The sequence below is a fragment of the Mycolicibacterium sp. XJ1819 genome, from assembly GCF_053483675.1.
Map to the genome: position 1 here is coordinate 35,895 of NZ_JBEFST010000004.1, position 24,087 is coordinate 59,981.

Consider the following 24,087-nt stretch of genomic DNA (forward strand, 5'->3'; position numbering starts at 1 on the left):
CAACTCTATCGAGATTCGGCCGGTCGGGTGACCAGACGGCCGCGCACGTCGCCGGTCTCCAAACGCTTCAGCGCGGTCGGCAGATCGTCGAAGGCGAACTCTTCGACGACCGGCTTCAAGCACCCGGCCGCGATCAGGTCCAGTACGGCCCCCAGTTCGTCGAGGCTCGCCCCGAACGAGCCCCGCAACTGGACATTCTTGAGCACCAGTTGCTGGCTGGGAACGGGGATCTCGGGCTCACCGAGTCCGACGACCACGACACGGCCGCCCGGCTTGACCGCGGTCACCGCATCGGCCGTCGTAGTGCCCGCGCCGGCGAAGTCGACCACCGCGTCGATGGGGTCGGAAACATCTGCGACCGCGGTGAAGCAAGCGCGGGCGCCCTGGGCCGCGGCGGCGTCGAAGGTCGCCGGTTCCACGTCGACGCCGTAGACGGTGGCGCCCCGCAGGGCCGCGATGCGTACCGCGTTCAGGCCCAGACCGCCGAGCCCGATGACGGCGACGGTCGAGTCGGGTCCGACCCCGGCTTCGGCGACGACGGCGTGATAGGCGGTGGCCACCGCGTCGGTGGCCACCGCGGCGTCGGTGAACACGACGTCATCGGGGATGCGCACCAGATTGCGGACCGGAGCCACCGCCTTCTCGGCATAGCTGCCGTCGAAGCCCAACCCGATCCCGTCGCTGAACACGTTGTGCTCGCCGACCGGATGGGCGACCTGGGCGACCGCGACACGGTCGCCGACGTCGAACCCCTCGACGCGGGCGCCGAGGGCCGAGATGGTTCCGGCAACCTCGTGGCCGAGGACGATGGGGCGCTTTCCGAGCATGCCGTCGCCCTGGCCGTTGACGATGTGGACGTCGGACAGGCACATGCCGGCCGCTTGCACGTCGATGAGCACTTCGCCCTCGCCGGGCTGTGGAATCGGGAGCTGCACCGCGACCAGGCCGGTGGCGGCCGATTCGTACTGGTATGCCTTCATCACCTGTCTGCCACCTCCGGAATGAGCACCGGTTTGACGACCTCACCTGCCAGGGAACGCTTCTCGGCGGTGTTGATCTCCGACAGCGGGAAGGTCTCGATCATCCGGTCGAACGGGAACCGGCCGGCCCGCCACAGTTCGATGAGGGTCGGGATGAGCGCCTGCGGGTCGGCGTCGCCCTCGAGGATGCCCGTGACGGTGCGCCCGACGGTCAGCGCCATCGGCCCGATCGCCAGATCACCCTGCTGGACACCGACGAGTCCCAGCGTGCCCCGCTGGTCGAGCGCGTCGAGCGTGGCGGCGATGACCGCGGGCAGTCCGGTGGTGTCGAGGCCGTAGCGTACTCCCGCGGGTGCGATCGCGCGGATCTGCTCGGTGAGATCGCCGTCACCGGCCAGGATGGTGTGGGTGGCGCCGAGTTCCTCGGCGAGCGTGAGCCTTTCGGCGTTCACATCGACAGCGATGACGGTGGTCGTGCCGGCCACCTTCGCGGCCATCACACCCGACAGCCCGACGGCGCCGGTGCCCGTGATGACGATGGCATCGCCCGGCCGGACGCGCAGCACCTCGAGCACGGCGCCCGCCCCGGTCTGCACACCGCAGCCCAGCGGGCCGAGCAGTTCCAGCGGCAGGTCCTTGTCGACGACGACGGCGTTGCCCGCGTCGACGACCGTATGCGTCGCAAACGAGGATTGCCCGAACCACCGCCCGGCCACCGGCTTTCCGTCGGTGTCGGTCAGCGGTGCGCCGCCCTCGACACCGGGTCCGGCCAGGTTGCGCTCCAGGAAGGTGTCACAGTAGGCCGGGTGCGCGGCCCGGCAGTTGGCGCAGGCGCCGCAGGAGTCGAAGCTGAGCACGACGTGGTCGCCCACCGCAACGGTGTCGACCGCGGCGCCGACGGCCTCGACGACCCCCGCGCCCTCATGGCCGAGCACGATGGGCGGCGCGCCGAACCCGGCGGCGGCCCTGGGCAGGACGTCGGTGTGGCAGTGTCCGGCGCCGACGATGCGGACCAGGACCTGATGGTCGGCCGGGGCGGCCAGTTCGAGTTCTTCGATGCTCAATTGCGCGTCTTCGCCACGCAGCACGGCGGCGGTGATTCTCATTGCGGCACTCCTTTTTTCACGGCAGGAAGATCGACTTGACCTGCTGGTAGGCGGCGAGGCCCTCGGGTCCGAGTTCACGCCCCAACCCGCTGGCCTTGACGCCCCCGAACGGCGCATGCAGGTCGAGGTTGTAGTTGTTCACCCCGATGCTGCCGGTCTGCACGCGGCGCGCGACGTCGAGACCGCGGTCCTGATCGCTGGTCCACACCGAGCCGCCCAGCCCGAAGTCGGAGTCGTTGGCGATCGCCACCGCCTCGTCGATGTCGGTGCAGGGGATCACCGCGAGCACCGGCCCGAAGATCTCCTCGCGGGCGATGGTGTGGCTGTTGTCCACCTTGTCGAAGATCGTGGGTTCGACGAACCAACCGCCGTCGGTGCCCGCCGGCCGGCCACCGCCCGTGGTGATCCGCCCGCCGTCGGCCACCCCCTTCTCGATGTATCCCTGGACGCGGTGCTGTTGGTTTGCCGTCGCCAGCGGTCCGATCTGAGTGGCCGGGTCCAGTGCGTCGCCGACCACCAGTGCCCGCGCGAAGTCGGTGAGCAGATCCACGGTCTCGGCGTAGCGGGCCCGCGGTGCGAGCACTCGGGTGCCCAGGTAGCAGGTCTGGCCGTTGTTCATCAGCGTTGCGGCGAAGAACTGTTCCAGCAGCGACGGCAGGTCGGCGTCGTCGAGGATGATCGAGGCGGACTTGCCACCGAGTTCGAGGGTGACCGGCCGGATCAGCCGACCGCAGACCTCGCCGATGGCGCGGCCGGCCGCGGTGGAACCGGTGAAGGCGACCTTGTCGACACCGGGGTGCGCGACAAGGTAAGCGCCCACCTCGCGGCCGCCGGGCACGATGTCGATGACTCCGGCGGGGATGCCGGACTCCTCGATCGCCTCGGCCAGCAGGTAGGAATCGAGGATCGTCTCCGGTGAGGGTTTGACCACGACCGTGCAGCCCGCGGCCAGCAGCGGCGCGAGCTTGAAGAAGGTCAGCGTCTGGGGGAAGTTCCACGGCACGATCGCGGCGACCACGCCGATCGGTTCGCGCCGGACCACCGTGGTGCCGCCGGCGAACGCGCCCCGGTCTTCCTCGGCGGGTTGGCCGGCGGCGAGTTCGGCGTAGTAGTTCAACAACATCGCGGGCATGACCGCCTCGGTGGCCTTCGCGATCGAGATCGGCATGCCGTTTTGGACGCTGACCGCGTTCGCGATGGCGTCGCCCCGCGCCGTCAGCGCCGCGGCGAGCGAGGAGATCGCCGACATCCGCTCCTGCGCAGGCCAGCGGGACCACTCGGAGTCGTCGAAGGCTCGCCGGGCGGCACCGACCGCGGCGTCGACGTCGGCCTCAGCGGCCGCCGGTACCGTCGCGATCTGGTTGCCGGTGCTGGCCTCGACGATCTCGATGCTCTCGGCGGTCGCCGGGGCGGCCCACGCTCCGTCGATCCAGAAGCCCTTGGGGTCGGTAAACGTCATCGTCACTCCTACGGGATGTTGCTTGCCAGCTCGGCGTCGACCTGGGTGGTGAAGTCGAGGATGGTGCGCGCCACCAGGTCCGGGTCGTCATACATCGGCACGTGGCCCACCCCGGCCAGGGTGCTGAACTCGGCCTGCGGCACCAGCTTCGGGAACCGGGCCCCGTACGGCTTGAGGGGGATCAGCGTGTCGCGCGCCGACCAGGCGATGTGCACCGGACAGTCGATGCTGCCGAGGTGGCGTTCGCGGGCCAGCACGTCGGCCATGAGTTCGTGGTAGACCTCGCAGCGCAGGTTGTCCCGTACGAATGCGGCGGCGTCCACCACCGACACTCGGTCGCTGTGCGCCATCGCGGCGCTGAGCAGAAGGTGCCGAATGGGCCTGGGGCGCAGCACCATTTCGGCATAGGGCGCCACCGCGGAGAAGATCGGGCGGGCCGTCTTCAGCTTGAGCGCAAGTTGGCGGATGTGCCTGCCGCGCGGCTCCCAGCCCAGCGCCGGAGACAACGCCGTCACCGACAATGCCCGCCCGCGTGACGCCAGCTCCAACGAGAGCCACCCGCCGAGCGAATTGCCGACCAGGTGGGCGCGGCCGATGCCGGCGCGGTCGAGGTCCCGCTCCAGCTGATCGGCCAGGGCCTCGACGGTGACCGCCGTGCCGGCGGGCAGTCTCGGCCCGCGCGCATGACCGGCCAACCGCGCGACGGACACGTCGTGGTGTTCCTCCAGCGCGGGGACTACCGGAACCCAATTGCGCCAGCTGCCGCTGAACCCGTGGATGCACACCAATGGCGTGGCATCCGCTTGTCGGCTGGACACGGGCGACCTCCTCGACTCGACAAAGTTGACATAGCGTCAAGTTCTAATGACACTATGTCATGAAGCGACGGAAATCACCACACCTCCCAGGAGAGATCGTGCACACGAGCAGCACTCATACCGATCGGTCGATGCCAACCGAGGTGCGCATCGTGGTCGTGGGCGCCGGCATGGCGGGTCTGGGAACAGCGCACCGACTGCTGGAGGCCGGCATCGACGACTTCGTCGTCCTGGAACGCGCCGACCGGGTCGGTGGCACGTGGCGTGACAACGACTATCCGGGGTGCGCGGTGGACGTTCCGTCGGCCTTCTACTCGTACTCGTTCGCACCGAAGCACGACTGGAGCCACGCGTTCGCACGGCAGTCCGAGCTGCTGGCCTACCTCGAAGACTTCGCCAGTCGGCCACAGATCGCCGAGCGGCTACACCTCTCCTGCGGGCTGACCTCCGCCGCATGGGACGACGAGCGGCGACGCTGGACCGTGCAGACACCGAAGGGCATGATCTCGGCGCAACTGCTGGTACCGGCGGTCGGCATCCTCAACCGGCCGTCCACACCGGACATCCCCGGCCTGGATTCGTTCGCCGGCAAGGTTTTCCACACCACGGCATGGGATCACGACTATTCGCTGACCGGTAAGCGGGTAGCGGTGATCGGGACGGGATCGACGGCGTCCCAGGTGATCCCGGCCATCGCGCCGGACGTGGGGCAGCTGACGGTCTTCCAGCGCTCGGCCGGGTGGGTGTTGCCGCGCGTCGACTGGAAGGTCCCGCGCATCGAGAAGCTGCTGATGAAGCACGTCCCCGGTCTGCAGAGGTTTCGCCGCTGGCGTCAGCACTGGATGCGCGAGGTGTTTCTGCTGCCCGCACTGCTCAAACCGGGTCGCGACATCGCCGCGATAGAAGCATTGTGCCGCTGGCATCTGCGCCGCCAGGTGCCCGACCCGGCGATTCGGGCCAAACTGACACCGAAGGACGCGTTCGGGTGCAAACGTCCCATCATGTCCAGTGACTATCTGGGCACGTTCATGCGCCAGAACGTCGACCTGGTCACCGAACCCATCACCGAGATTCGGCCGAACGCGGTGGTGACCGCGGACGGGCGCGAGCATGAGATCGATGTTCTGGTGCTGGCCACCGGCTTCAGACCCTACGAGTGGGCCGATGCGGCCCGCGTCGTCGGTCGTGACGGTGTGACCCTCGATCACGACTGGCGTGAACACGGCGCACGCTCCTACCTCGGCGGAGCGGTGCACGGCTTCCCGAACTTGTTCTACGTGGTGGGTCCGAACACCGCGGTGTTCACCTCGATCCTGTTCATGATCGAACGGTTCATCGAGCACTTCGTGACCGTCGTCAAGGAGATGGACCGCCGCGGCCTGGATGTGGTCGAGGCGCGTTCGGACGCGCAGGACGAGTTCGGCGAGGAGATGGACCGTCGACTCGACGGAACGGTGTGGACCAGCGGCTGCACCAGTTGGCTGTTGCACGAGAGCCGGCACAATTCCACGCTGTGGCCCGGTGACACCACCGAGATCGCCAGCCGGCTGCGGCATTTCGACCCGCTGGCCTACGACGTATCGACCGTCGACGGTTCGACGCCGGAGCTTCCGCGCGTGCCCCAGTTCATCTGAGCCATTGTTCAGTTGACAGAGTCACTCTGTCAACTGTAGCTTGCGCGATATGCGGGTACGGCTGCTGGATACCTGGGCCTCGACTCTGCCGAGCGACGACGACCATCCCTACCGGACCGGTCCGTGGCGGCCTCAGGTGAACGAGTGGAGCGCCGAGGACCTCGACGTCGTCGAGGGTGAGGTGCCCGCCGATCTGGACGGGATGTATCTGCGCAACACCGAGAACCCGCTGCATCCGGCGATCACCAACTACCACCCGTTCGACGGCGACGGCATGATCCACATCGTCGAGTTCGGCAACGGGAAAGCCCACTACCGCAACCGGTTCGTGCGCACCGACGGCCTGCTCGCCGAGCAGCAGGCTGAAGGCTCACTGTGGGCGGGGTTCATCGAGATGCCGTCGGACGCCAAACGCACCGACGGCTGGGGCGCGCGCACCCGCATGAAGGATGCGTCGAGCACCGACGTGGTCGTACACCGCGGGATGGCGCTGACCAGCTTCTACATGTGCGGCGACCTCTACCAGGTCGACCCGTACACCGCCGACACCGTCGGCAAGGAGACCTGGCACGGAAGGTTCCCGGATTGGGGAGTCTCGGCGCACCCCAAGGTCGATCAGGTGACCGGTGAACTGCTGTTCTTCAGTTACCGCAAGGACGCGCCCTACTTGCGGTACGGCGTGGTCGACAAGGACGCCAACCTGGTGCACCACACCGACGTTCCCCTGCCCGGGCCGCGGATGCCGCACGATATGGCGTTCACCGAGAACTACGTGATCCTCAACGACTTTCCGCTGTTCTGGGAGCCGTCATTGCTCAAGCGGGACATCCACGCGCCGGTCTTTCATCCCGAGATGCCGTCACGGTTCGCCGTGCTGCCCCGGCGGGGCGATCAGTCGCAGGTGCGGTGGTTCGAGACCGCCCCGACCTACGCCCTGCACTTCGTCAACGCGTTCGAGGACGGCGACGAGATCGTGCTCGACGGGTTCTTCCAGGCGAACCCGACGCCGTCGACCGAAGGCGCCCGTTCGCTGGAGGAAGCGGCCTTCCGCTATCTGGGGCTCGACGGATTCGAGTCCCATCTGCACCGCTGGCGCTTCAACCTCGCCACCGGCGCCGCATCCGAGGAGCGCCTCGGCGAGGACTTCACCGAATTCGGCATGCTCAACGGGGATTTCCAGACTCGGCCGTACCGCTATGTCTACGCCGCCACCGGTAAGCCCGGGTGGTTCCTGTTCAACGGCGTGGTCAAACACGACCTACACACGGGCAGCGAGGAACGCTACGTGTTCGGCGACGGCGTGTTCGGCAGCGAAACGGCGATGGCCCCCCGGCCGGGAGGCGGCGCCGAGGACGACGGATACCTCGTCACCCTCACCACCGACATGACCGATGATGCGTCCTACTGCCTGGTGTTCGATGCCGCACGCATCGGCGACGGCCCGATCTGCAAGCTGCGGCTGCCCGAACGCATCTGCAGCGGAACACACTCCACCTGGGTCTCCGGTGAGGAGCTGCGCCGCTGGCCTCGACCCCGGTGACCGCACCCGGCGACGTCAACGCCATCGGGCGGATGCTCGCGTTGCTCGGCGACGAGTGGACACTGTTGCTGGTACGCGAATCTCTATTGGGTGCACGCCGTTTCACCGACTTCACGGCGCTGCCCATCTCCAATGCCGTGCTCAGCAACCGGCTGCGGTCGATGGTCGACGACGGCCTGTTGGAACGCCGCGTCTACCAGGTCCAGCCACCGCGTGCCGACTACCACCCCACGGAGCCCTGCCGGGCGCTGTGGCCGGTGCTGGTGTCGATATGGCATTGGGAACGGACCTGGGTCGACGACCACACCCAGTCGTTGCCGGCCATGCGCCACCACGGATGCGGTCAGAACTTCTCGCCGATCCTTCGGTGCGGTCACTGCCGGCAACCGGTGGAGTCCGCCGACATCGACGCCTCGTGGGGTCCCAGCGGCGGCTGGCAGCGCTCGGTCCCGCGCGCCGTCACACGCCGCCGCGTGCGCGCCGACGCACCGGCCGACGCGGGCCTGTTCCCCGAAACCATGGCGATCTTCGGCAACCGGTGGGCCTCGGCCGTCGTCGGCGCCGCATTTCTCGGGACCCGCCGGTTCAGCGACTTCCAGAGTCGGCTGTCGGCGCCCGCCGCGGTGGTGACTGACCGATTGCGGGTGTTCTGTGAGATCGGGGTCCTGCAGGCGGCGGCCCATCCCGGGCGCGCGGACTGGTCCGAATACCACCTCACGCCAAAGGGTTCGGCGTTCTTTCCCGTCGTCGCGACCGCGATCGGATGGGCCGAGAGCTACCGTGGTTCACCCGACGGTCCTGCCCTGGTCTTCACCCACACCGCATGTGCGCACCCGTTCGTCCCCGAGCTGGCCTGCGATCAGTGCGAAAAGGCGTTGGCGGGCAGCGCGATCGAGGTCGTCGCCTAGCCGGTGAAACCTTCGCCCGACGTCGAGCGGTCGTGGCTGGTGAAGTTCAGCGGAATCTGCCGTCCCGCGGCGATCTTGTCCAGCATGGCGATCCGCTCGCGGGCGGCCGCACCGGTTCTCTTGCGGTGCTCGCGGATCGGATTGGACCACGGCAGACGGTCGGCCACCCTCGCGATACCGACGTTGATCCTGGTGAGGTTCTCGAAGATCCGTACCCGGCGCTCGAAGTTGTAGCCCAGCGGCTCGAAGAGGCTGCCCGCAACCATCGCCTCGATCTGCTGGTAGCCGAACACCACGCCCGCCGGGACCAGCGCGACGCTCGCGGTGAGCTGGTTGGCGTGCCGGGCCACCAACTTCCTGGCCCAGCCGGGAAGGGTTTCGGTCAGGGTCATCAGGTGCGCGGGTCCGGCGATGGCGTCGACGAGTCGAGCCCGCCACGGGGACGGGTTGCCGCCGCGGGCCAGGACGTAGTTCAACGACTTGATCAACTCCAGACCGTCTTTGGAGTGCAGCCGTTCGGGCGCGCCCCACAAGCGGCCCGAGAACGACGAGTACTCCGCGAGATCCTCGAGCTGCTCGCGGGTCAGCCTGCGACCGAACGCATGGTCGACGAGCCGGCTGAGCAACATCCCGCTGCCGAACCCCAGCAGCGACGTGACCGGAATGGGCTCGCCGAACTTGAGATACACCTCATCGCCCCACTTTCGGCGCAACCCACGAGTGGCCAGCGCGTGCATCAACCGCACCCGCACCACATCCTGGAAGGCCTCCGACTGGCGATCGAAGATGTCGGGCAGCGTGAACTCGGCGAAGACGCGGGCGGTTTCGATGAACCGGCGCGGGCCGTCGTCGGCGAACCGACCGGTGGCGCCGGTGGCGGCGGAGATGTCGCCGGTCATCGCGGTCTCGTAGAACGCCCACCCGCGGATGATCATGGTGGCGGCCATGGTGCTCGACATCGCCAGCATCCTGCCCCGCTCGGCGGCTTCCAGATCGAACTGGCCGGGCAACTGATCCAGATGTTCGAAGAACTCGACGAACTCTCGGGGCGGATCGTCAAGCGTGGCGATCCCGCGGGTCAACGCCTGCTCGAACAGCGCGCGCCCCTTCTCGTGCCCGACCCGTTCGAACGCGTCGACCACGCCGACCATGTATTCGTCGCCTTGCCAGAAATAGTCATCGCGCAGACGCGTGAGCTCGTTGGGTTCGACCTCTTTGTCGATGTCGATCCACCCGCCGAACATGAACTCGCGCATGTGCCGCCACTGGCCGGCGAAGTGATCGCGGCCCGGCGGGGTGGGCCGCAACGGTCGGTCGGGGTGATCTCGCCGATTGAAGTCGACGTCGTCGAGCCGAATCTTTGGACGCTCTTTGGTCACCGTCATCCAGCAACAACCCACTCTCGGAGGTATCGAGGCACTGCCTTCGACGTTAGCTCCCGGGCCACCGAATGTGAACGCCCGCCGTCCTTGACGGCGTCGTCAGCGACTGCGAGCATTGTGATCTTCGTCATAGGACTACTCGGTCCGACCCGGACAGAGGGGCGCAGCACCATGGCCGACAAGAATATGTACACCGACGCACCCACACCCTGCTCGTGGGAGGTTCCCAGCGCGGGCGACGCGCGCTTCAACTGGGAGTACCAGGATGGCCGCGCCCGACTGCTCTCCCTGTATCAGAAGGGAAAGGACAAGCAGTGGGACGCCCAGTCCCGCATCGACTGGGCCAAGGACGTGGATCCGATGAATCCGATCGGCTTGCCCGACGAATTCCATCCACTGTTCGGCAGCCCGATGTGGGAGGCGGCCGACGAGACACGTCGAGCCGAGATGCGCCAGCACTCGCAGGCCTGGCAGTTCTCGCAGTTCCTGCACGGCGAACAGGGCGCGATGATCTGCGCGGCCAAGATCGTCGAGGTGGTCCCGGATGTGGACGCCAAGTTCTACGCGGCCACCCAGACGATGGACGAGGCCCGACACGTCGAGGCGTTCTCGCGATTCCTGCACGAGAAGGTGGGCCTGGTCTACCCGATCAACAAGAACTTGACGGCCCTGCTGGAGGACACGCTGCGCGATTCCCGGTGGGATATGCCGTATCTCGGCATGCAGGTGCTGATCGAAGGGTTGGCGCTGGCCGCCTTCGGTGTGCAGCGGGACCTGGCGCAGCCGGACTCGACGGCCAAGCAGTTGCTGGCGTACGTCATGCAGGACGAAGCCCGACACGTCGCGTTCGGCCGAATCTCGTTGAAGGACTACTACTCTGCGCTGACCGACGCCGAGCGTGACGAGCGGGAGGAGTTCGTCGTCGAGGCCTGCTACCTGATGCGGGACCGCCTTCGCGGCGACGAGGTCTTCGAGACCCTCGGCCTCGACGTCAAGGCATGTACAGAGTGGGTGGAGACGGCACCGATGCTGAACCAGTTCCGCGCGCATCTGTTCAGCCGCATCGTGCCGATCGTCAAGGACATCGGGCTGTGGGGCGACAAGGTCCAGAGGGCGTTCCGGGACATGGGTGTTCTAGAGATGGGCAGCTTCGACATCGAGACCCTGATGAAGGCCGACGAGGATCAGGCCGAGGCGCTGGACAAGGCGCACGCCGAGATGGCGATCCGGGCCGCCGAGGTCGATCAGGTGATCGCCGCCGGCGCGAGCGCTGACTAGGTACAACTAGGCGACCGAGTCGCGCCGGGCTCGGCTCGGCGCCAGAATGCGCTGTAGGAAGGCGATCTGGCCGTTGACCACCCGCTCATGCCAGCCGGCGCCGGGATAGACGTCGAAGTGGTCGCACGGGTAGTGATGCACCGTCGCCCGCATTCGCGTCGCCGCCGACGTGGCCGGCGCGGGAGGTGCGATCCGGTCCAGATCGCCGATCTGCACGAGGGCCGGGCAGGTGACCCGCGTTGCCCTCGTGATGGGTCGGTGTCCGGCCATGTCCAGCACCAGTCGGGCGGCGAACTCGTTGCGCCAGGTGGGCCCGGCGATACCGACCATTCCCTCCACGGCGCCGGCTGCGCTCAGGCCTGCCACCTCGCCGGGCGGAGCCACCACCGGAACGAGCACGGGCGGACGGCCGAGCAACTTCGCCACCACGTCGCGTGCACCGTACGCCATCATCCGCATCACGTAGCGGGGTCCGAGCGTGCGAAGCATGTCGGCCACCACGGCCAGACCGTCGGTCGCGGGTGTCAGCGAGATGACCCCGGCCAGGTCCGGGTCCTCGGCGGCGACCCGGATGACGTGTCCGCCGGACAGGGATACTCCCCAGGCCACGATCCGCGCCGAATCCACACCCTCGAGCCGGCGTGCGTAGTCGATCACCGCATGGTAGTCGGCGACCTGCCCGGTCAGTGAGACCAATTGCCTTGGTTGGCCGCTGGATTCGGCGAAGTGTCTGTAGTCGAAGGTCACCACGTCAGCTCCGGCGCCCGCCAGTGCCTCGGCGAAATCGAACAGCCCGCTGTCCTGGGTCGCGCCCAGGCCGTGCGCCATGACCACGCAGGGACGCCCACCTGGACCGGTCAATGCGTCCGTCGTCGCGACGAAGCGTCTCGCGGCGATGATGTCGCCGCCGACGGGGATCTGAAGTCGGTTGGATGCCATCGATGTCATGGTGCAGTTTCTCCGAATAGCGCTGTGTGCCATACATGGATGACCGCCGCGAGCAGCGGGCGAGCAGCCTCGGGACCGTCGTCGGAACGGACGTGGCGGTCGAGGACCCGTTCGTTCATCGAGATCAGCGTGTGGGCCACGGCACCGGCGTCGGGAATGTCGATGGTGGGCTGGCTGGTGATGAAGTCACTGACGAGTTGCTCGTAGCGTTGCAGCCACTGGTCCCAGATCGCCCGTGCCTCGGGGTCGGTGTCGCGGGCGTCGAGCATCGCGCGGAACAGGGTCCGGTGGGCATGCCACGACTCGAAGGTCCGCGTCATCGCGTCGGTGACGGTGGTTCGCGGGTCACCGCCACCGGCCAGTGCGCCCTCGATGGTGAAGACGTCGTCGTGGAAGATCCGGGTCAGCAGTTCGGTGACGACCTCGTGCTTGCCGGCGAAATAGAAGTAGAACGCCGGGCGCTTCAGCCCCGCCGCCCGCGCCACCTCGGCGACGCTGATCTCGGCCAGCGACTGGGTCTGCAGTAGCTGCTCGAACGCCTCGAGCAGCCGCGACCTGCTTTGGTCGCCGCGCGGTTGGGGCCGGCGGGTGTTGCGTCGTGAGGTCTGGGTCGACTCAGGCGACACCGACCACCTCGCGGGCCCGGCCGGCCAACCGCACCGGTCCGAACTTCTCCACCCGCCGACGTCCGGCCGGCAACTCACGCTTGCGCATGTTGCGTTCGTAATGCCAGTAGTCGACTTGCTGGGTGTGTCGCGGCTTGTCCACGAAGTGGCCGACGTAGGTGCGTTCGTCGGCGGCGATGACCCGCCGCATCTGGGCTTCCGACGGCGGGCGGTAGGTGCCGGCGAGATACGCTGCGGCAAACCGGGCCTGGCACTCCACGAACGGGAACAACGTGGGCACCGCCTGGGCGAATCCGATGAACAGCAGGTCGTCGATGCCCGGTTTGAGGATCCGCTTGTAGAGCGGCAGCCGGTTGTCCGGTGCGTCGATGAAGCTGCGGTCGAAGAACGGGAACGTGATGTTGTATCCCGTCGCGTAGATGATCACGTCGGCTTCCACGGTCGAACCGTCGACGAACGTCACCGAACGTCCGTCGAGGCGTTCGATGTTCGGCTTCGCGATCGCGTCGCCGGAGCCCAGACGCATGAGCAGTTCGGCGGACTGGGTGGGGTGTGCCTCGAGGAACCTGTGGTTGGGTTTGGGCAGACCGTACTTCTGCGGGTCACCGAACATCACCCGGGCGAACGGTTGCATCGCCCGACGCTGCCATGACAGCGGGATCACCGGAAGCGAACGTGCGACCTTGTCGGCCGTCATCCCGAAGATATATTTCGGCACCACCCATGCACCGGAGCGCGTGGACAGGTAAACGGTGTTGCGCCAAGACTTCTGGGAGAGCTCGGAGACGAGGTCGGCCGCCGAGTTGCCGATCCCCACGACGACGATGCGTTTGCCGCGCAGATCCAGTGGTTCGGTGGGGTCGATGTAGGCGTGGGCGTGGATGCTCTCGCCGGTGAACTCACCGGGGAACTCGGGTGTGCGCGGATCCCAGTGGTGCCCGTTGGCGACGACCAGGGCGTCGTAGCGTCGGGTCTGTCCGTCCTCGGTGTCGAGTTCCCAACCGCCGCGGGGCAGGCGCCGGGCGTGCTTGACGCCGTTGCGGAACTGGATCCGGTCCAGGAGGCCGAATGCGTCGGCGTAGTCGTCGAGGTACTCCTTGATCTGGGTGTGGTGCGGAAAGTCGGGAAGGTCGTCGCGCATCGGGAAGTCGCGGAACGACAGGCAGTGCCGCGAGGTGTCGATGTGCAGTGACCGGTAGGCGCTGGAGTGGCCGTTGGGGTTGCGGAACGCCCAGTTGCCGCCGATCCGGTCCGAAGACTCGAAGCAGTCGTACTGGACTCCGGCGTCGGCGAGGTTCTTGCCCGTGGTCAGGCCGCTGATGCCCGCGCCGATGATCGCAACCGAGGGTGATGTCGGGGGTGATGAAACCATGTCCGCCTACCGTTCTGTGAAGTCCGTCACCGGCCACGGTACCCAATTTCTGACAAGTGTCAAAAATTGTGTTCCGATGGCTGTGCATCGGCTCGATCAAGGCGGCGGCGCGTCCAGCGACGTTGTCGGTCGCGGCGTCTAGGATTCCTTCGGCCCCAATCTCATATCGATCTCTCGAAGGACCAGCAGTGAGCTACACCGCCGCCGACATCACCGAGCTCGACGATGTTCAGCACACCCGTCTGCGGCCGGCGGTGAACCTGGGGCTCGATGTGCTCAACACCGCGCTGCGTGAGATCATCGACAACGCCATCGAAGAGGTCGCCGAGCCCCGCCACGGCGGCACATGCGTGACGATCACCCTGCACCCCGACGGATCGGTCAGCGTCGCCGACGACGGCCGCGGCCTGCCCGTGGACTCCGACCCGGTGAACGGGAAGAACGGCATCGTCAAGACGCTGGGCACCGCACGGGCCGGCGGAAAGTTCTCCGCACACACCGATGCGGCCAGCACCGGTGCCGGCCTGAACGGAATCGGCGCCGCGGCAGCGGTTTTCATTTCCGCACGCACCGACGTCACGGTGCACCGCGGCGGCAAGACCTATCTGCAGAGCTTCGGCCGCGGCTACCCCGGGACGTTCGACGGCAAGGAGTTCGACCCCGACGCCCCGTTCACCCGCTCCGACACCCAGAAGCTGCGCGGCAGGGCCAACCGTAAACCGAATCTGCACGGCACCACGGTGCGAATCCTGTTCGACCCGGACGTCGTACCGGATTCCACCGTGGACATCGGCGAGGTGCTGCTGCGCGCGCACGCCGCGGCCCGGATGTCGCCCGGTGTGCATCTGGTCGTCAAGGACGAAGGCTGGCCCGGGGAGGAGATTCCTCCGGCGCTGCTCGAACCGTTCGACGGCCCGTGGGGCACAGACACCCTGCTGGACCTGATGTGCACGGCCGACGGCGCGCCCGCACCAGACATCCGCGCCGCGGTGGAGGGCCACGGCGAGTACACCACCGGTCGGGGTCCGACGCCGTTCCGTTGGTCGCTGACCGCGGGTCCGGCCGAACCGGCGACGGTCGCCGCCTTCTGCAACACGGTGCGCACCCCCGGCGGCGGATCGCACCTGAACGCCGCCATGAAGGGGGTGTCCGAGGCCCTGGCCGACCGGGCGTCGCGGATCCGCGACCTGGGTCTGGCCAAGGGTGAGGAAGGCCCGGAACCGCAGGACTTCGCCGCGGTCACCGCGCTGGCGGTCGACACCCGCGCGCCCGATGTGGCGTGGGATTCACAAGCCAAGACCGCGGTGTCGTCGCGGTCGCTGAACGTGGCGATGGCCGCCGATGTGGCACGCAGCGTCACGATCTGGGCGGCCAACCCCGCCAACGGCGACGCGGTGTCGCTGTGGACCAAGCTGGCGCTGGAGTCCGCCCGGGCACGGCGCAGCGCCGAAGGGGCCAAGGCGCGGTCGCGCGCTGCCTCGAAGGCCAAGGGGCTGGGCACGAACCTGTCGCTGCCACCCAAGCTGCTGCCCAGCCGGGAGACCGGCCGCGGGTCGGGGGCCGAGTTGTTCTTGTGTGAGGGCGATTCGGCGCTCGGCACCATCAAGGCCGCCCGCGACGCCACCTTCCAGGCCGCGTATCCGCTGAAGGGCAAACCGCCCAACGTGTACGGGTTCGCGTTGAGCAAGGCGCGGGCCAAAGAGGAGTTCGATGCAATCGAACGCATCCTCGGTTGCGGCGTGCGGGACGCCTGCGACCCCGAACTGTGCCGCTACGACCGCATCCTGTTCGCCTCTGACGCCGACCCCGACGGCGGCAACATCAACTCCAGCCTGATCTCGATGTTCCTCGACTTCTACCGCCCGCTGGTCGAGGCCGGGATGGTGTACGTGACGCTGCCGCCGCTGTTCGTCGTCAAGGACGGCACCCAGCGCATCTACTGCCAGGACGAGTCCGAACGCGACGCGGCGGTGGCCAAGATGAAGGCCGCCTCGAATCGCAAGGTCGAGGTGCAGCGCAACAAGGGCCTCGGTGAGATGGACGCCGACGACTTCTGGAACACCGTGCTCGATCCGCAGCGGCGCACGGTGATTCGGGTCCACCCCGATGATGGTGAGGCGAAGTTGCACCACACGTTGTTCGGCGGACCTCCCGAGGGCAGGCGGACGTGGATGGCCGAGATCGCGGCCCGCGTCGACACCGCCTCGCTGGATTTGACGTAGGAGTACGACGTGACCGCCGTAATCGAGCAGAACCCCGACCTGGTCCTCGAGCAGAGCGCCGACGACTACTGGAACCGCTACCAGCTGACCTTTGCGCTCTACAGCGTCAGTGACCGCGCCATCCCGTCGGCGTACGACGGCCTCAAGCCGGGTCAGCGCCGCCTGCTCTACCAGATGCACGACTCGAAACTGCTGCCCGGCAACAAACCCCAGAAGTCGTCGAAGGTCTGCTCGGCCGTCACCGGCAACCTGCACCCACACGGCGGAGCGTCGATGTACGGGGCGGCGGCACTGATGGCCGCCGATTTCCAGCGCGTGAAAGTCATTGACGGCCAAGGAGCTTTCCCGCGAATCCAGGGTGACCTTCCGGCCGCCGACCGGTACACCGAGATGCGGTTGTCCGCACCCGGCGCCGCATTGACCGCCGAACTCGACAGCCACGCGGTGCCCATGGTGGCGACCTTCGACGGCGAATGGACCGAACCCACGGTGCTGCCCGCCCAATGGCCGGTGCTGCTGTGCAACGGCGCGGTCGGGATCGCCGAAGGGTGGGCCACCAAGGTACCGGCCCACAATCCGCGCGAGATCATGGCGGCCTGCCGGGCGCTGCTGAAGACCCCGAACATGACCGACGACCGCCTGGTCAAGCTCGTCCCCGGTCCGGACTGGGGCTGCGGTGCGACGGTGGTCGGCCAGGCGGGCCTACGCGAGTACATCACCACCGGCCGCGGTCAGTTCACCGTGCGCGGCACCGTGACCGTCGACGGCAAGAACTGCATCATCACCGAGCTTCCGCCCGGTGTCGCGAGCAACACTGTGCAGGACCGCATTCGGACCCTGGTCGAGTCGGGTGAGCTTGCCGGCGTCGCCGACATGTCGGATCTGACCGACCGCCGCAACGGGCTGCGAATCGTCGTCACCGCCAAACGCGGCCACGACGCGGAGAAGATCCGCGAGCAGCTGTTGGCGCTGACGCCGCTGGAATCGACGTTCGCCGCCAGCCTCGTCGCCCTCGACGAGAACCGGGTGCCGCGCTGGTGGTCGGTGCGCGAGCTGATCAAAGCGTTCCTGTCGCTGCGTGACTCGGTGGTACTGCACCGCAGCGAGTACCGCCTGGAAAAGGTCACCGCCCGCCGCCACCTGGTAGCCGGCCTGATGACCATCCACCTCGACATTGATACTGCCGTCGCGATCATTCGGAGCTCCGAGACCGTTGACGAGGCGCGCCAGGGGCTGCAGGACCGGTTCAAGATCGATGCCGTACAAGCCGACTACGTGCTGGCGCTGCAGCTACGCAGGCTGACCAAACTCGACGTCATCGAGCTGCGGGCCGAGGCCGAGAAACTGGACCAGGAGTTCGCCGAACTCACTGAGCTGGTGTCGAATCCGGATTCGCGCCGGGCGGTGATCGACAAGGAGTTGGTGGAGACCGCGAAGCTGTTCAAGGGCCCCGAGTTCGATCGCCGCACCGTGCTGGACTTCGAGGCCACGCCCGTCACCTCCGGCGCCGCCGACGACGGGCCCCGAGAACGCAAGGTCAACACATCCTGGCGACTCGACGACCGGGGCGTGTTCTCCGACAGCCACGGGGAGTTGCTCACCTCAGGTCTGGGGTGGGCGGTGTGGACCGACGGCCGGGTGAAATTCACCACCGGTGCGGGCCTGCCATACAAGACGCGCGACATCCCGGTCGCGCCCGACATCACCGGGCTGCTGCGCTCGGGCGTACTCCCCGAGGGTTTCCATCTGGCGCTGGTGACCCGCCGGGGCAAGATCCTGCGCCTCGACCCGGCGGCGGTGAACCCGCAGGGCGTCGCCGGCAACGGCGTGGCCGGAGTCAAGCTGGCGGCGGGCGATCCCGCCGACGAGGTGATCGCCGCGCTACCGCTGTCCTGCGGTAACGACGAGGCCATCCTGTCGGTCTCCGAAAAGGGCTGGAAGGTCACGGAAGTGCCGGATATCCCGGTCAAGGGCCGCGGGGGCGCAGGCGTCGGATTCCACCCGTTCGTCAGGGGCGAGCAAGCGCTGCTGTCGGCGACGATCTCCCCGAGCGGATTCATGCGGGGCAAGCGGCGGGTGCCGGCCGAGAAGCGCGCGAAGGCCTCGACCAAGGGGTCGGGCTCGAACGTCACTCCGGCCGGGTAGTGCAACGAAATGATCGCGAACTGACCACCACCGCGCGTCGGCGCGCCTTTCCCGACCGTCACGTTGGTAGCTTCGCGCGGTGCAGGTATCCCGGCGTGATGCGCTGCGCTGCGCCGCCGCGGTGTCCGTACTGGCCGGCCTCGGTGCGGCAGCCGGTAAGCGGGCACCTGAGGCGGAGGCCGCCGCGCCCACGCTGATCGACTACGCCATGCGCCAGATCCCGGCGCACGACATCCGGGCCGCCGGCCATGCCGGTGTGATCAACTACGTGTCCACCTCACGGCCCGGCTCATCGTTCGGCGCCAAACCGATCACGCTGCCCTACGCCCGGTCGCTGGCCGCGGCCGGTTTGGTGATCGTGAGCAACTATCAGTACGGCAAGCCGGGCGGGACGGCGCCGTCGGACTTCACCCGCGGGTACGCCGGCGGCGTCGCCGACGCGCGCACCGGATGGCACCTGCACACCGCCGCAGGAGGCGGCAGGAGCGCACCGATCTTCTTCAGCGTCGACGACGACGTCGACCGCCAGGCCTGGAACAACCTGGTACTGCCCTGGCTACGCGGCATCAACTCGGTGATCGGTGTGCAACGCACCGGGATCTACGGCGGCATCAGGGCGTGCCAGTGGGCTGCCGCCGACGGTGTCATCGGCAGATCCCGCACGCCCGGCCGCGTCTGGGCGTGGCAGACCCGGTCGTGGTCCAACGGTCAGCTTTTTCCGGGTGCAGTCCTCTACCAGCGGATCATCGACACCGCCTCGAATCCGGGACCGGTGGTCGGTGGCATCCGCGTCGACGTCAACGACGTGCTGGCCCAGGATTGCGGGCAGTGGAACTTTCATCCCTGACCGGCGGGGTCAGTGCGGCAGCGTGGTGATGTGCACGTGGTCGAAGTGGCCGTAACCGGAACCCGCCGGCCCGGATGGCGTGTAGTAGGTGCCGCGCCAGATCACATCCTGTAACCGGAACCGGGCCGCGTTGGCCATCGCGAAGGCGAGGATCTCGTTGCCCAGTGCGATGCCCTCGGGGCTGTTGTGGTTGGGGATCATGATGTCGATCGCCAGGCCGCGAGGATGCCACGGCTTGGAGTCCGGCCGCACCCCGTCGATGGTCGAGATCTGGGGGAACCGCGCACTGATGGCCCGAGCGGCCACGATGGTGTTGCGCTGGAGGCCGGCCTCCTTGGCGACGCCGACCGGCAGCGCCTCCGGGATGTCGATCTGCGCGGCGGCCAGCGACGTCTGTGCCACCGCGTTTTCGACGACGGCCTGCTGCTGCGGAGACAGCGCGACGTACTGCGCCTCGGCGGCGGCGATCTGACGCAGCAGTTCCTTCCACTTGGCCTGCAGCTCCGCGCGTAGTCCGGCGGCCTGCTCGGTCGCGGCGCGAGCATCGGCGGCCGACTTCTCAGAGGCCTGGGCTGCGGCGGCCGCGCGGTGCTTGGCGGCCCTGAAGTTCTTCATCTGCTCGGCCGTCGTGGCGCTGACCACCCGCTGCACGGACATCCGGTCGATCAATTGTTGCGGTGAGGCCGCGGTGAGTACCGTCGCCATCTCACCGTCGCGGCCACCCATGTAGGTCATCGCCGCGATCCGGTCCGCCGCCGCTTGATAGGGCGCAAGCTGGGCGTTCGCCGCGGCGAGGGCCTCGAGGTCGGTGCGGTGGCGGTCCTCGGCCGCCCTCTGGGCGGCGGCTCGTTCGTCGACGTCACGTTGGGCGGCCGTGACGGCCTCGCGCGTCTGCAACGCCTGGTTGGACAACTCGTCGAGCTTGGACAGCGCGTCAGCCGCCGGATCGGCGGTCGCATGCACCAGTGAAAGGCCGATCGAAAGAGCCAGCACCAGGACGGCCGCCGCCGCACCGCACGCCGCTCGCCGAAGTGATTGACGCACCCCGGTCATCGAGATTTCCACGATCCTTCGCTGCAATGGCCGAGCGGCCTACTTCCACAACCCCGGACAGGTTACGAATTGGTCTTGACCATGTCTACTCGTCCCTCACAAGTCGCGGCCGGCCGGGGTCTCGTGCGGTCAGTTTGGTGCGTTTCTGGTCGGGTATCGCACTGAGGAAAAGTGTCTGTGGCGGCTTCCGAGGCTCTGTTGCCCCTCCGGATCGAGCCCGGGTGCGGGGAGGTCCGTGTGACTGATCACGAGGCCCAAACGGCCGACGACAGCACGGCGGTGTCAGTGAGCAAACGCTGGGTCATCCTCATCGGCGCGGTGCTGCTGCAGTTGGCACTCGGCGGCGTGTACGCCTGGAGCACTTTCTCGAACGCGATGACCAGTCCGGACGCATTCGGCTGGAGCACCGCCGCGGCCGCCATACCGTTCGAGGCCGCGATCGGCATGATCTTCATCGGTTCGTTCATCGGCGGTCGCATCCAGGACGCACGCGGCCCGCGCATCGTGGCGATGTTGGGCGGCGCGATCTATTCCGTGGGCGTCATCCTCGCTTCCTTCGCCGACAAGGACTCACTGTGGCTGCTGACCCTGGGATACGGCGTCCTGGGCGGGTTCGGCCTGGGCATGGCATACATCGTTCCGATTGCGATGCTGCAGAAGTGGTTTCCCGATCGTCCGGGTCTGATCACCGGCATCGCCGTCGGCGGATTCGGCTTCGGGGCAGTGATCACCAGCCCGGCCGGGCTGGCCCTCATCGAGGCCACCGACAGCGCCATACCCACCAAGGCGTTCCTGTATCTCGGAATCGCCTACCTGGTCGCGGTCCTCATCGGCGGAAGCGTATTCGCCAATCCGCCGCCGGGATATCGTCCGGCGGGCATGCCGGCGGCCGCGGAGAATACGGAGGTCGACGAGGACGATTACACCGTCGGCGAAGCGCTGCGGACCCCGCAGTGGTACATGTTGACGGGCATCCTGTGCCTTGCCGTCCTGGCCGGCATTTCGCTGATCTCGGTAGCGGCGGCGGCAGCGACCGATGTCGCCGGATTCTCGGCGGTCGGCGCGGCCGCACTGGTGGGCGTGATGGGACTGTTCAACGGCGGCGGTCGCATCTTGTGGGCATGGATCTCCGACGTCATCGGCAAGAAGCCCGCTCTGACATGCCTTCTCAGCATCGAGGGTATCTGCCTGTTGCTGCTGCCGTACGCGACGGCGCCGCTGCTGTTCGGCATCCTGGCGCCGGTGATCGTGCTCTGCTACGGCGGCGCGTTCGGCACGATGCCGTCGACGGCGGGCAAGTTCTTCGGAGTCTCGCACGCCGGAGCCATCTACGGTCTGATGCTCGTGGGATGGTCCATCGGCGGTGTCGTCGGCCCGTTGGTCATCAGCGCCCTCGTCGGGGTGCACCAGAACTACGTCATCGGCTTCACCGTGGTCGGGGTAGTCGCGCTTGCGGCGACTGTGCTGACGGCCGTCGCGAAGCCACCGCGCCATTAGTGATCATCACCAGCACCACTGGCACCTGCTGACACGTAGTGGCGAGAAATCGACGCTGCCCCGCACTGCGATGTTTGCGACGAATTCGCCACTGCAACAGCAATTTTCACGACGCGGCCGGCGCAAGGGTATTGGATGTGATGCGCATCACAGTAATGTCGGGCGTATGTCTGCGCCGAATCAGATTCCCTTAGAAGCCGACACGTCCACTTCGACATCGAAATTATTGTCTCGCCGGCTGGTGCTTGGCCGGCTTGCCGTTGCCGGCGCGGGGACGGTGGCGGCACCGTCGTTGCTCAGTGCGTGCAGCGATGCGAGTGACTCCTCGAACACCGCGAATGGCGGGCTGACCACTGACTCGAACACCAAAGGTGCCACCGATGCGACCAAGGCTGCCAACAGGGCGGTCCAGGACGCGCTTCCGTTCAACGATCGGACCGACTTCGATGACACCAGCCGAGGACTGATCGCCCGACCGGACACCCTCACGATCAAGAATGCCGACGGGAATGTCGTCTGGGATCTGGAGGCCTACAAGCAGTACATCGCGGCGGACAAACCCGCACCGGACACCGTCAACCCGAGCTTGTGGCGCAACGCTCAACTCAACATGCAATACGGACTCTACGAGGTGATACCGCGCATTTATCAAGTGCGTGGCTACGACTTGTCGAACATGACGTTCATCCAGGGCGACACCGGATGGATCGTGTTCGACCCACTGATCTCACCGGAGACGGCCAAAGCGGCCTACGACTTCGTCTCCGAGAACCTGGGGCCCAAGCCGATCGTGGCGGTGGTGCACAGCCACTCCCATGTCGACCACTACGGCGGTGTACGCGGCGTCGTCTCGCAGGAGGACGTCGACTCCGGCAGGGTGCGGATCTTCGCGCCGGCCGGTTTCGTCGAACGCGCCGTCAGCGAGAACGTCATCGCGGGCAACGCCATGGGACGGCGCGCCGTATTCATGTACGGAGCCCTGCTCCCCCGCAACGCCGAGGGCGGCGTCAGCGGCGGCCTGGGAATGACCACCTCAACCGGCCTGCCCACCCTGATCATCCCCACCGATGTGGTCACCACAACGGGTCAGAAGTTCACCGTCGACGGGGTGGAGATGGAATTCCAGATGACCCCGGGCACCGAGGCCCCGTCGGAGATGAACACCTTCTTCCCGCAGTTCAAGGCGATGTGGATGGCCGAGAACACCACCAACACCATGCATAACATCCTGACGTTGCGCGGGGCGCAGGTGCGCGATCCTCTCATCTGGGCCAAGTTTCTCGACGACACCATCCGGACCTACGGACCCAACACCGAAGTGAAGTTCCAGAGCCACCACTGGCCGATGTGGGACAACCCACGAATCATCGACTACTGGAAAAAGCAGCGCGACCTCTACAAGTACACCCACGATCAGTCTGTCCGGCTGATGAATCAGGGCTTCATCGGTTCGGAGATCGCCGAGACGATCGAACTGCCGCCCGAACTCGATCAGTTCTGGCCCAATCGCGGCTATTACGGTTCGCTGCGGCACAATTCGCGCGCGGTCTATCAGCGCTACATGGGCTGGTATGACGGCAACCCCTCCGACCTCAACGACCTGTCCCCGCAGGACGCGGCCAAGAGGTACGTCGAATACATGGGTGGTGAGGACGCGGTGCTGGACAAGGCGCAGCGCGATTTCGACAACGGTGATTACCGATGGACGGCCACGGTGCTCAAGCAGGTGGTGTTCGCCAACCCCGACAGCCAGAACGGCAAGAACCTGCTCGCCGACAGCTACGAACAGCTCGGCTACCAGGCGGAGTCCGGACCGTGGCGTTCGATCTACCTGCAAGGCGCCTACGAACTGCGCAACGGCGTCCCCACCGCGGGAGGAACCGAAACCGCCAGCCCCGACACCCTCCGCGCCATGCCACCGGACATGCTGTTCGACTACCTCGCGGTGCGCCTCAACGGTCCCAAAGCCGCCGGCAAGACCATCACGATGAACATCGACTTCACCGACCTGCAACAGCAATACGGGCTCACCGTCGAAAACGGTGTCCTGAACTACGGGCCCGGGCCCATTCCCAACGCCGACGTAGGTCTGCGGCTCACCAAACCCACGCTGGATCAGATACAGCTCGGCAGCACCACAATCGATGAAGCGGTCTCCTCCAACAACCTCACCTTCGAGGGCCAACGCGAATCCTTCAACGAATTCATGGGTCTCCTCGACACCTTTCCCTTCTGGTTCAACATCGTCACCCCCTGAGACCGGCCAGCCTGG

General features: G+C 67.1%; 18 protein-coding genes. 9 read left to right on the top strand and 9 right to left on the bottom strand.

The features are described from left to right. Nucleotides 1-5: 5 nt before the first annotated feature. From ABQE89_RS05420 to ABQE89_RS05435, 4 genes are read right to left on the bottom strand one after another with little or no spacing between them, the layout of a single operon-like run. Nucleotides 6-980, bottom strand: coding sequence for a zinc-binding dehydrogenase (locus ABQE89_RS05420; protein WP_448414902.1), 975 nt, complete (start codon nucleotides 978-980; stop codon nucleotides 6-8). Beyond that, the gene (locus ABQE89_RS05425; protein ID WP_448414904.1) at nucleotides 980-2,086 is read right to left on the bottom strand and encodes an NAD(P)-dependent alcohol dehydrogenase; all 1,107 of its coding nucleotides are present in this window, start codon (nucleotides 2,084-2,086) and stop codon (nucleotides 980-982) included. Before ABQE89_RS05425 ends, ABQE89_RS05420 begins: the two co-directional genes overlap by 1 nt. Before the next feature lie 16 nt (nucleotides 2,087-2,102). Further along, on the bottom strand, nucleotides 2,103-3,545 hold the full coding sequence (locus tag ABQE89_RS05430) for an aldehyde dehydrogenase (protein ID WP_448414906.1): 1,443 nt from the start codon (nucleotides 3,543-3,545) through the stop codon (nucleotides 2,103-2,105). An 8-nt stretch (nucleotides 3,546-3,553) separates the two neighbouring features. Continuing rightward, nucleotides 3,554-4,363: an alpha/beta fold hydrolase gene (locus ABQE89_RS05435; protein ID WP_448414908.1), complete on the bottom strand. Its 810-nt coding sequence runs from the start codon at nucleotides 4,361-4,363 to the stop codon at nucleotides 3,554-3,556. A 131-nt stretch (nucleotides 4,364-4,494) separates the two neighbouring features. Between ABQE89_RS05435 and ABQE89_RS05440 the strand changes: the two genes are divergently transcribed. The 3 genes from ABQE89_RS05440 to ABQE89_RS05450 are packed head-to-tail and all read left to right on the top strand — an operon-like array spanning nucleotide 4,495 to nucleotide 8,445. Beyond that, nucleotides 4,495-5,997, top strand: coding sequence for a flavin-containing monooxygenase (locus tag ABQE89_RS05440; protein WP_448414909.1), 1,503 nt, complete (start codon nucleotides 4,495-4,497; stop codon nucleotides 5,995-5,997). 49 nt (nucleotides 5,998-6,046) lie between these two features. Next, nucleotides 6,047-7,537 carry a carotenoid oxygenase family protein gene (locus tag ABQE89_RS05445; RefSeq protein WP_448414911.1) on the top strand — a complete coding sequence of 497 codons (1,491 nt, stop codon included), beginning with the start codon at nucleotides 6,047-6,049 and terminating at the stop codon, nucleotides 7,535-7,537. A 32-nt stretch (nucleotides 7,538-7,569) separates the two neighbouring features. Continuing rightward, nucleotides 7,570-8,445: a winged helix-turn-helix transcriptional regulator gene (locus ABQE89_RS05450; protein ID WP_448415268.1), complete on the top strand. Its 876-nt coding sequence runs from the start codon at nucleotides 7,570-7,572 to the stop codon at nucleotides 8,443-8,445. On the opposite strand, the gene ABQE89_RS05455 is transcribed toward ABQE89_RS05450, so the two are convergent. Further along, nucleotides 8,442-9,830 carry an oxygenase MpaB family protein gene (locus tag ABQE89_RS05455; RefSeq protein WP_448414913.1) on the bottom strand — a complete coding sequence of 463 codons (1,389 nt, stop codon included), beginning with the start codon at nucleotides 9,828-9,830 and terminating at the stop codon, nucleotides 8,442-8,444. The genes ABQE89_RS05450 and ABQE89_RS05455 overlap by 4 nt on opposite strands. A 168-nt stretch (nucleotides 9,831-9,998) precedes the next feature. Between ABQE89_RS05455 and ABQE89_RS05460 the strand changes: the two genes are divergently transcribed. Next, nucleotides 9,999-11,105: a ferritin-like domain-containing protein gene (locus ABQE89_RS05460; protein ID WP_448414915.1), complete on the top strand. Its 1,107-nt coding sequence runs from the start codon at nucleotides 9,999-10,001 to the stop codon at nucleotides 11,103-11,105. A gap of 6 nt (nucleotides 11,106-11,111) precedes the next feature. On the opposite strand, the gene ABQE89_RS05465 is transcribed toward ABQE89_RS05460, so the two are convergent. The 3 genes from ABQE89_RS05465 to ABQE89_RS05475 are packed head-to-tail and all read right to left on the bottom strand — an operon-like array spanning nucleotide 11,112 to nucleotide 14,051. After that, the gene (locus ABQE89_RS05465; protein WP_448414917.1) at nucleotides 11,112-12,044 is read right to left on the bottom strand and encodes an alpha/beta hydrolase; all 933 of its coding nucleotides are present in this window, start codon (nucleotides 12,042-12,044) and stop codon (nucleotides 11,112-11,114) included. 5 nt (nucleotides 12,045-12,049) lie between these two features. Continuing rightward, nucleotides 12,050-12,679: a TetR/AcrR family transcriptional regulator gene (locus tag ABQE89_RS05470; protein ID WP_448414919.1), complete on the bottom strand. Its 630-nt coding sequence runs from the start codon at nucleotides 12,677-12,679 to the stop codon at nucleotides 12,050-12,052. Further along, nucleotides 12,669-14,051, bottom strand: a complete 1,383-nt coding sequence (locus ABQE89_RS05475) for a flavin-containing monooxygenase (RefSeq protein ID WP_448414921.1) — start codon at nucleotides 14,049-14,051, stop codon at nucleotides 12,669-12,671. The genes ABQE89_RS05470 and ABQE89_RS05475 overlap by 11 nt, the downstream gene beginning before the upstream one ends. A 188-nt stretch (nucleotides 14,052-14,239) precedes the next feature. Between ABQE89_RS05475 and ABQE89_RS05480 the strand changes: the two genes are divergently transcribed. The 3 genes from ABQE89_RS05480 to ABQE89_RS05490 all read left to right on the top strand — a co-directional run bounded on the left by ABQE89_RS05480 (nucleotide 14,240) and on the right by ABQE89_RS05490 (nucleotide 19,265). Next, a complete protein-coding gene (locus tag ABQE89_RS05480; RefSeq protein ID WP_448414923.1) occupies nucleotides 14,240-16,273 on the top strand; it encodes a toprim domain-containing protein in 2,034 nt (677 codons plus the stop codon). A 9-nt stretch (nucleotides 16,274-16,282) separates the two neighbouring features. Beyond that, nucleotides 16,283-18,418: a DNA gyrase subunit A gene (locus ABQE89_RS05485; protein WP_448414925.1), complete on the top strand. Its 2,136-nt coding sequence runs from the start codon at nucleotides 16,283-16,285 to the stop codon at nucleotides 18,416-18,418. A 79-nt stretch (nucleotides 18,419-18,497) separates the two neighbouring features. Continuing rightward, entirely contained in the window at nucleotides 18,498-19,265 is a 768-nt protein-coding gene (locus tag ABQE89_RS05490) for a DUF1906 domain-containing protein (protein WP_448414926.1), read from the top strand. A gap of 9 nt (nucleotides 19,266-19,274) precedes the next feature. Here ABQE89_RS05490 and ABQE89_RS05495 read toward each other — a convergent pair whose 3' ends face one another. Then, nucleotides 19,275-20,318, bottom strand: a complete 1,044-nt coding sequence (locus ABQE89_RS05495) for a coiled-coil domain-containing protein (protein WP_448415270.1) — start codon at nucleotides 20,316-20,318, stop codon at nucleotides 19,275-19,277. 237 nt (nucleotides 20,319-20,555) lie between these two features. Between ABQE89_RS05495 and ABQE89_RS05500 the strand changes: the two genes are divergently transcribed. Both ABQE89_RS05500 and ABQE89_RS05505 read left to right on the top strand, forming a co-directional pair. After that, nucleotides 20,556-21,815 (top strand): L-lactate MFS transporter, encoded by a 1,260-nt coding sequence (locus tag ABQE89_RS05500; RefSeq protein WP_448414928.1) that lies wholly within the window; start codon nucleotides 20,556-20,558, stop codon nucleotides 21,813-21,815. A gap of 241 nt (nucleotides 21,816-22,056) precedes the next feature. Further along, a complete protein-coding gene (locus ABQE89_RS05505; RefSeq protein ID WP_448414930.1) occupies nucleotides 22,057-24,072 on the top strand; it encodes an alkyl/aryl-sulfatase in 2,016 nt (671 codons plus the stop codon). The last annotated feature ends 15 nt before the right edge of the window (nucleotides 24,073-24,087 follow it).

Bases quoted from the DNA above. Each gene is read 5' to 3' on its own strand.
- ABQE89_RS05420 (WP_448414902.1), bottom strand. From the start codon at position 980: ATGAAGGCATACCAGTACGAATCGGCCGCCACCGGCCTGGTCGCGGTG.
- ABQE89_RS05425 (WP_448414904.1), bottom strand. From the start codon at position 2,086: ATGAGAATCACCGCCGCCGTGCTGCGTGGCGAAGACGCGCAATTGAGC.
- ABQE89_RS05430 (WP_448414906.1), bottom strand. From the start codon at position 3,545: ATGACGTTTACCGACCCCAAGGGCTTCTGGATCGACGGAGCGTGGGCC.
- ABQE89_RS05440 (WP_448414909.1), top strand. From the start codon at position 4,495: ATGCCAACCGAGGTGCGCATCGTGGTCGTGGGCGCCGGCATGGCGGGT.
- ABQE89_RS05445 (WP_448414911.1), top strand. From the start codon at position 6,047: ATGCGGGTACGGCTGCTGGATACCTGGGCCTCGACTCTGCCGAGCGAC.
- ABQE89_RS05450 (WP_448415268.1), top strand. From the start codon at position 7,570: ATGCTCGCGTTGCTCGGCGACGAGTGGACACTGTTGCTGGTACGCGAA.
- ABQE89_RS05455 (WP_448414913.1), bottom strand. From the start codon at position 9,830: ATGACGGTGACCAAAGAGCGTCCAAAGATTCGGCTCGACGACGTCGAC.
- ABQE89_RS05460 (WP_448414915.1), top strand. From the start codon at position 9,999: ATGGCCGACAAGAATATGTACACCGACGCACCCACACCCTGCTCGTGG.
- ABQE89_RS05465 (WP_448414917.1), bottom strand. From the start codon at position 12,044: ATGGCATCCAACCGACTTCAGATCCCCGTCGGCGGCGACATCATCGCC.
- ABQE89_RS05475 (WP_448414921.1), bottom strand. From the start codon at position 14,051: ATGGTTTCATCACCCCCGACATCACCCTCGGTTGCGATCATCGGCGCG.
- ABQE89_RS05495 (WP_448415270.1), bottom strand. From the start codon at position 20,318: ATGACCGGGGTGCGTCAATCACTTCGGCGAGCGGCGTGCGGTGCGGCG.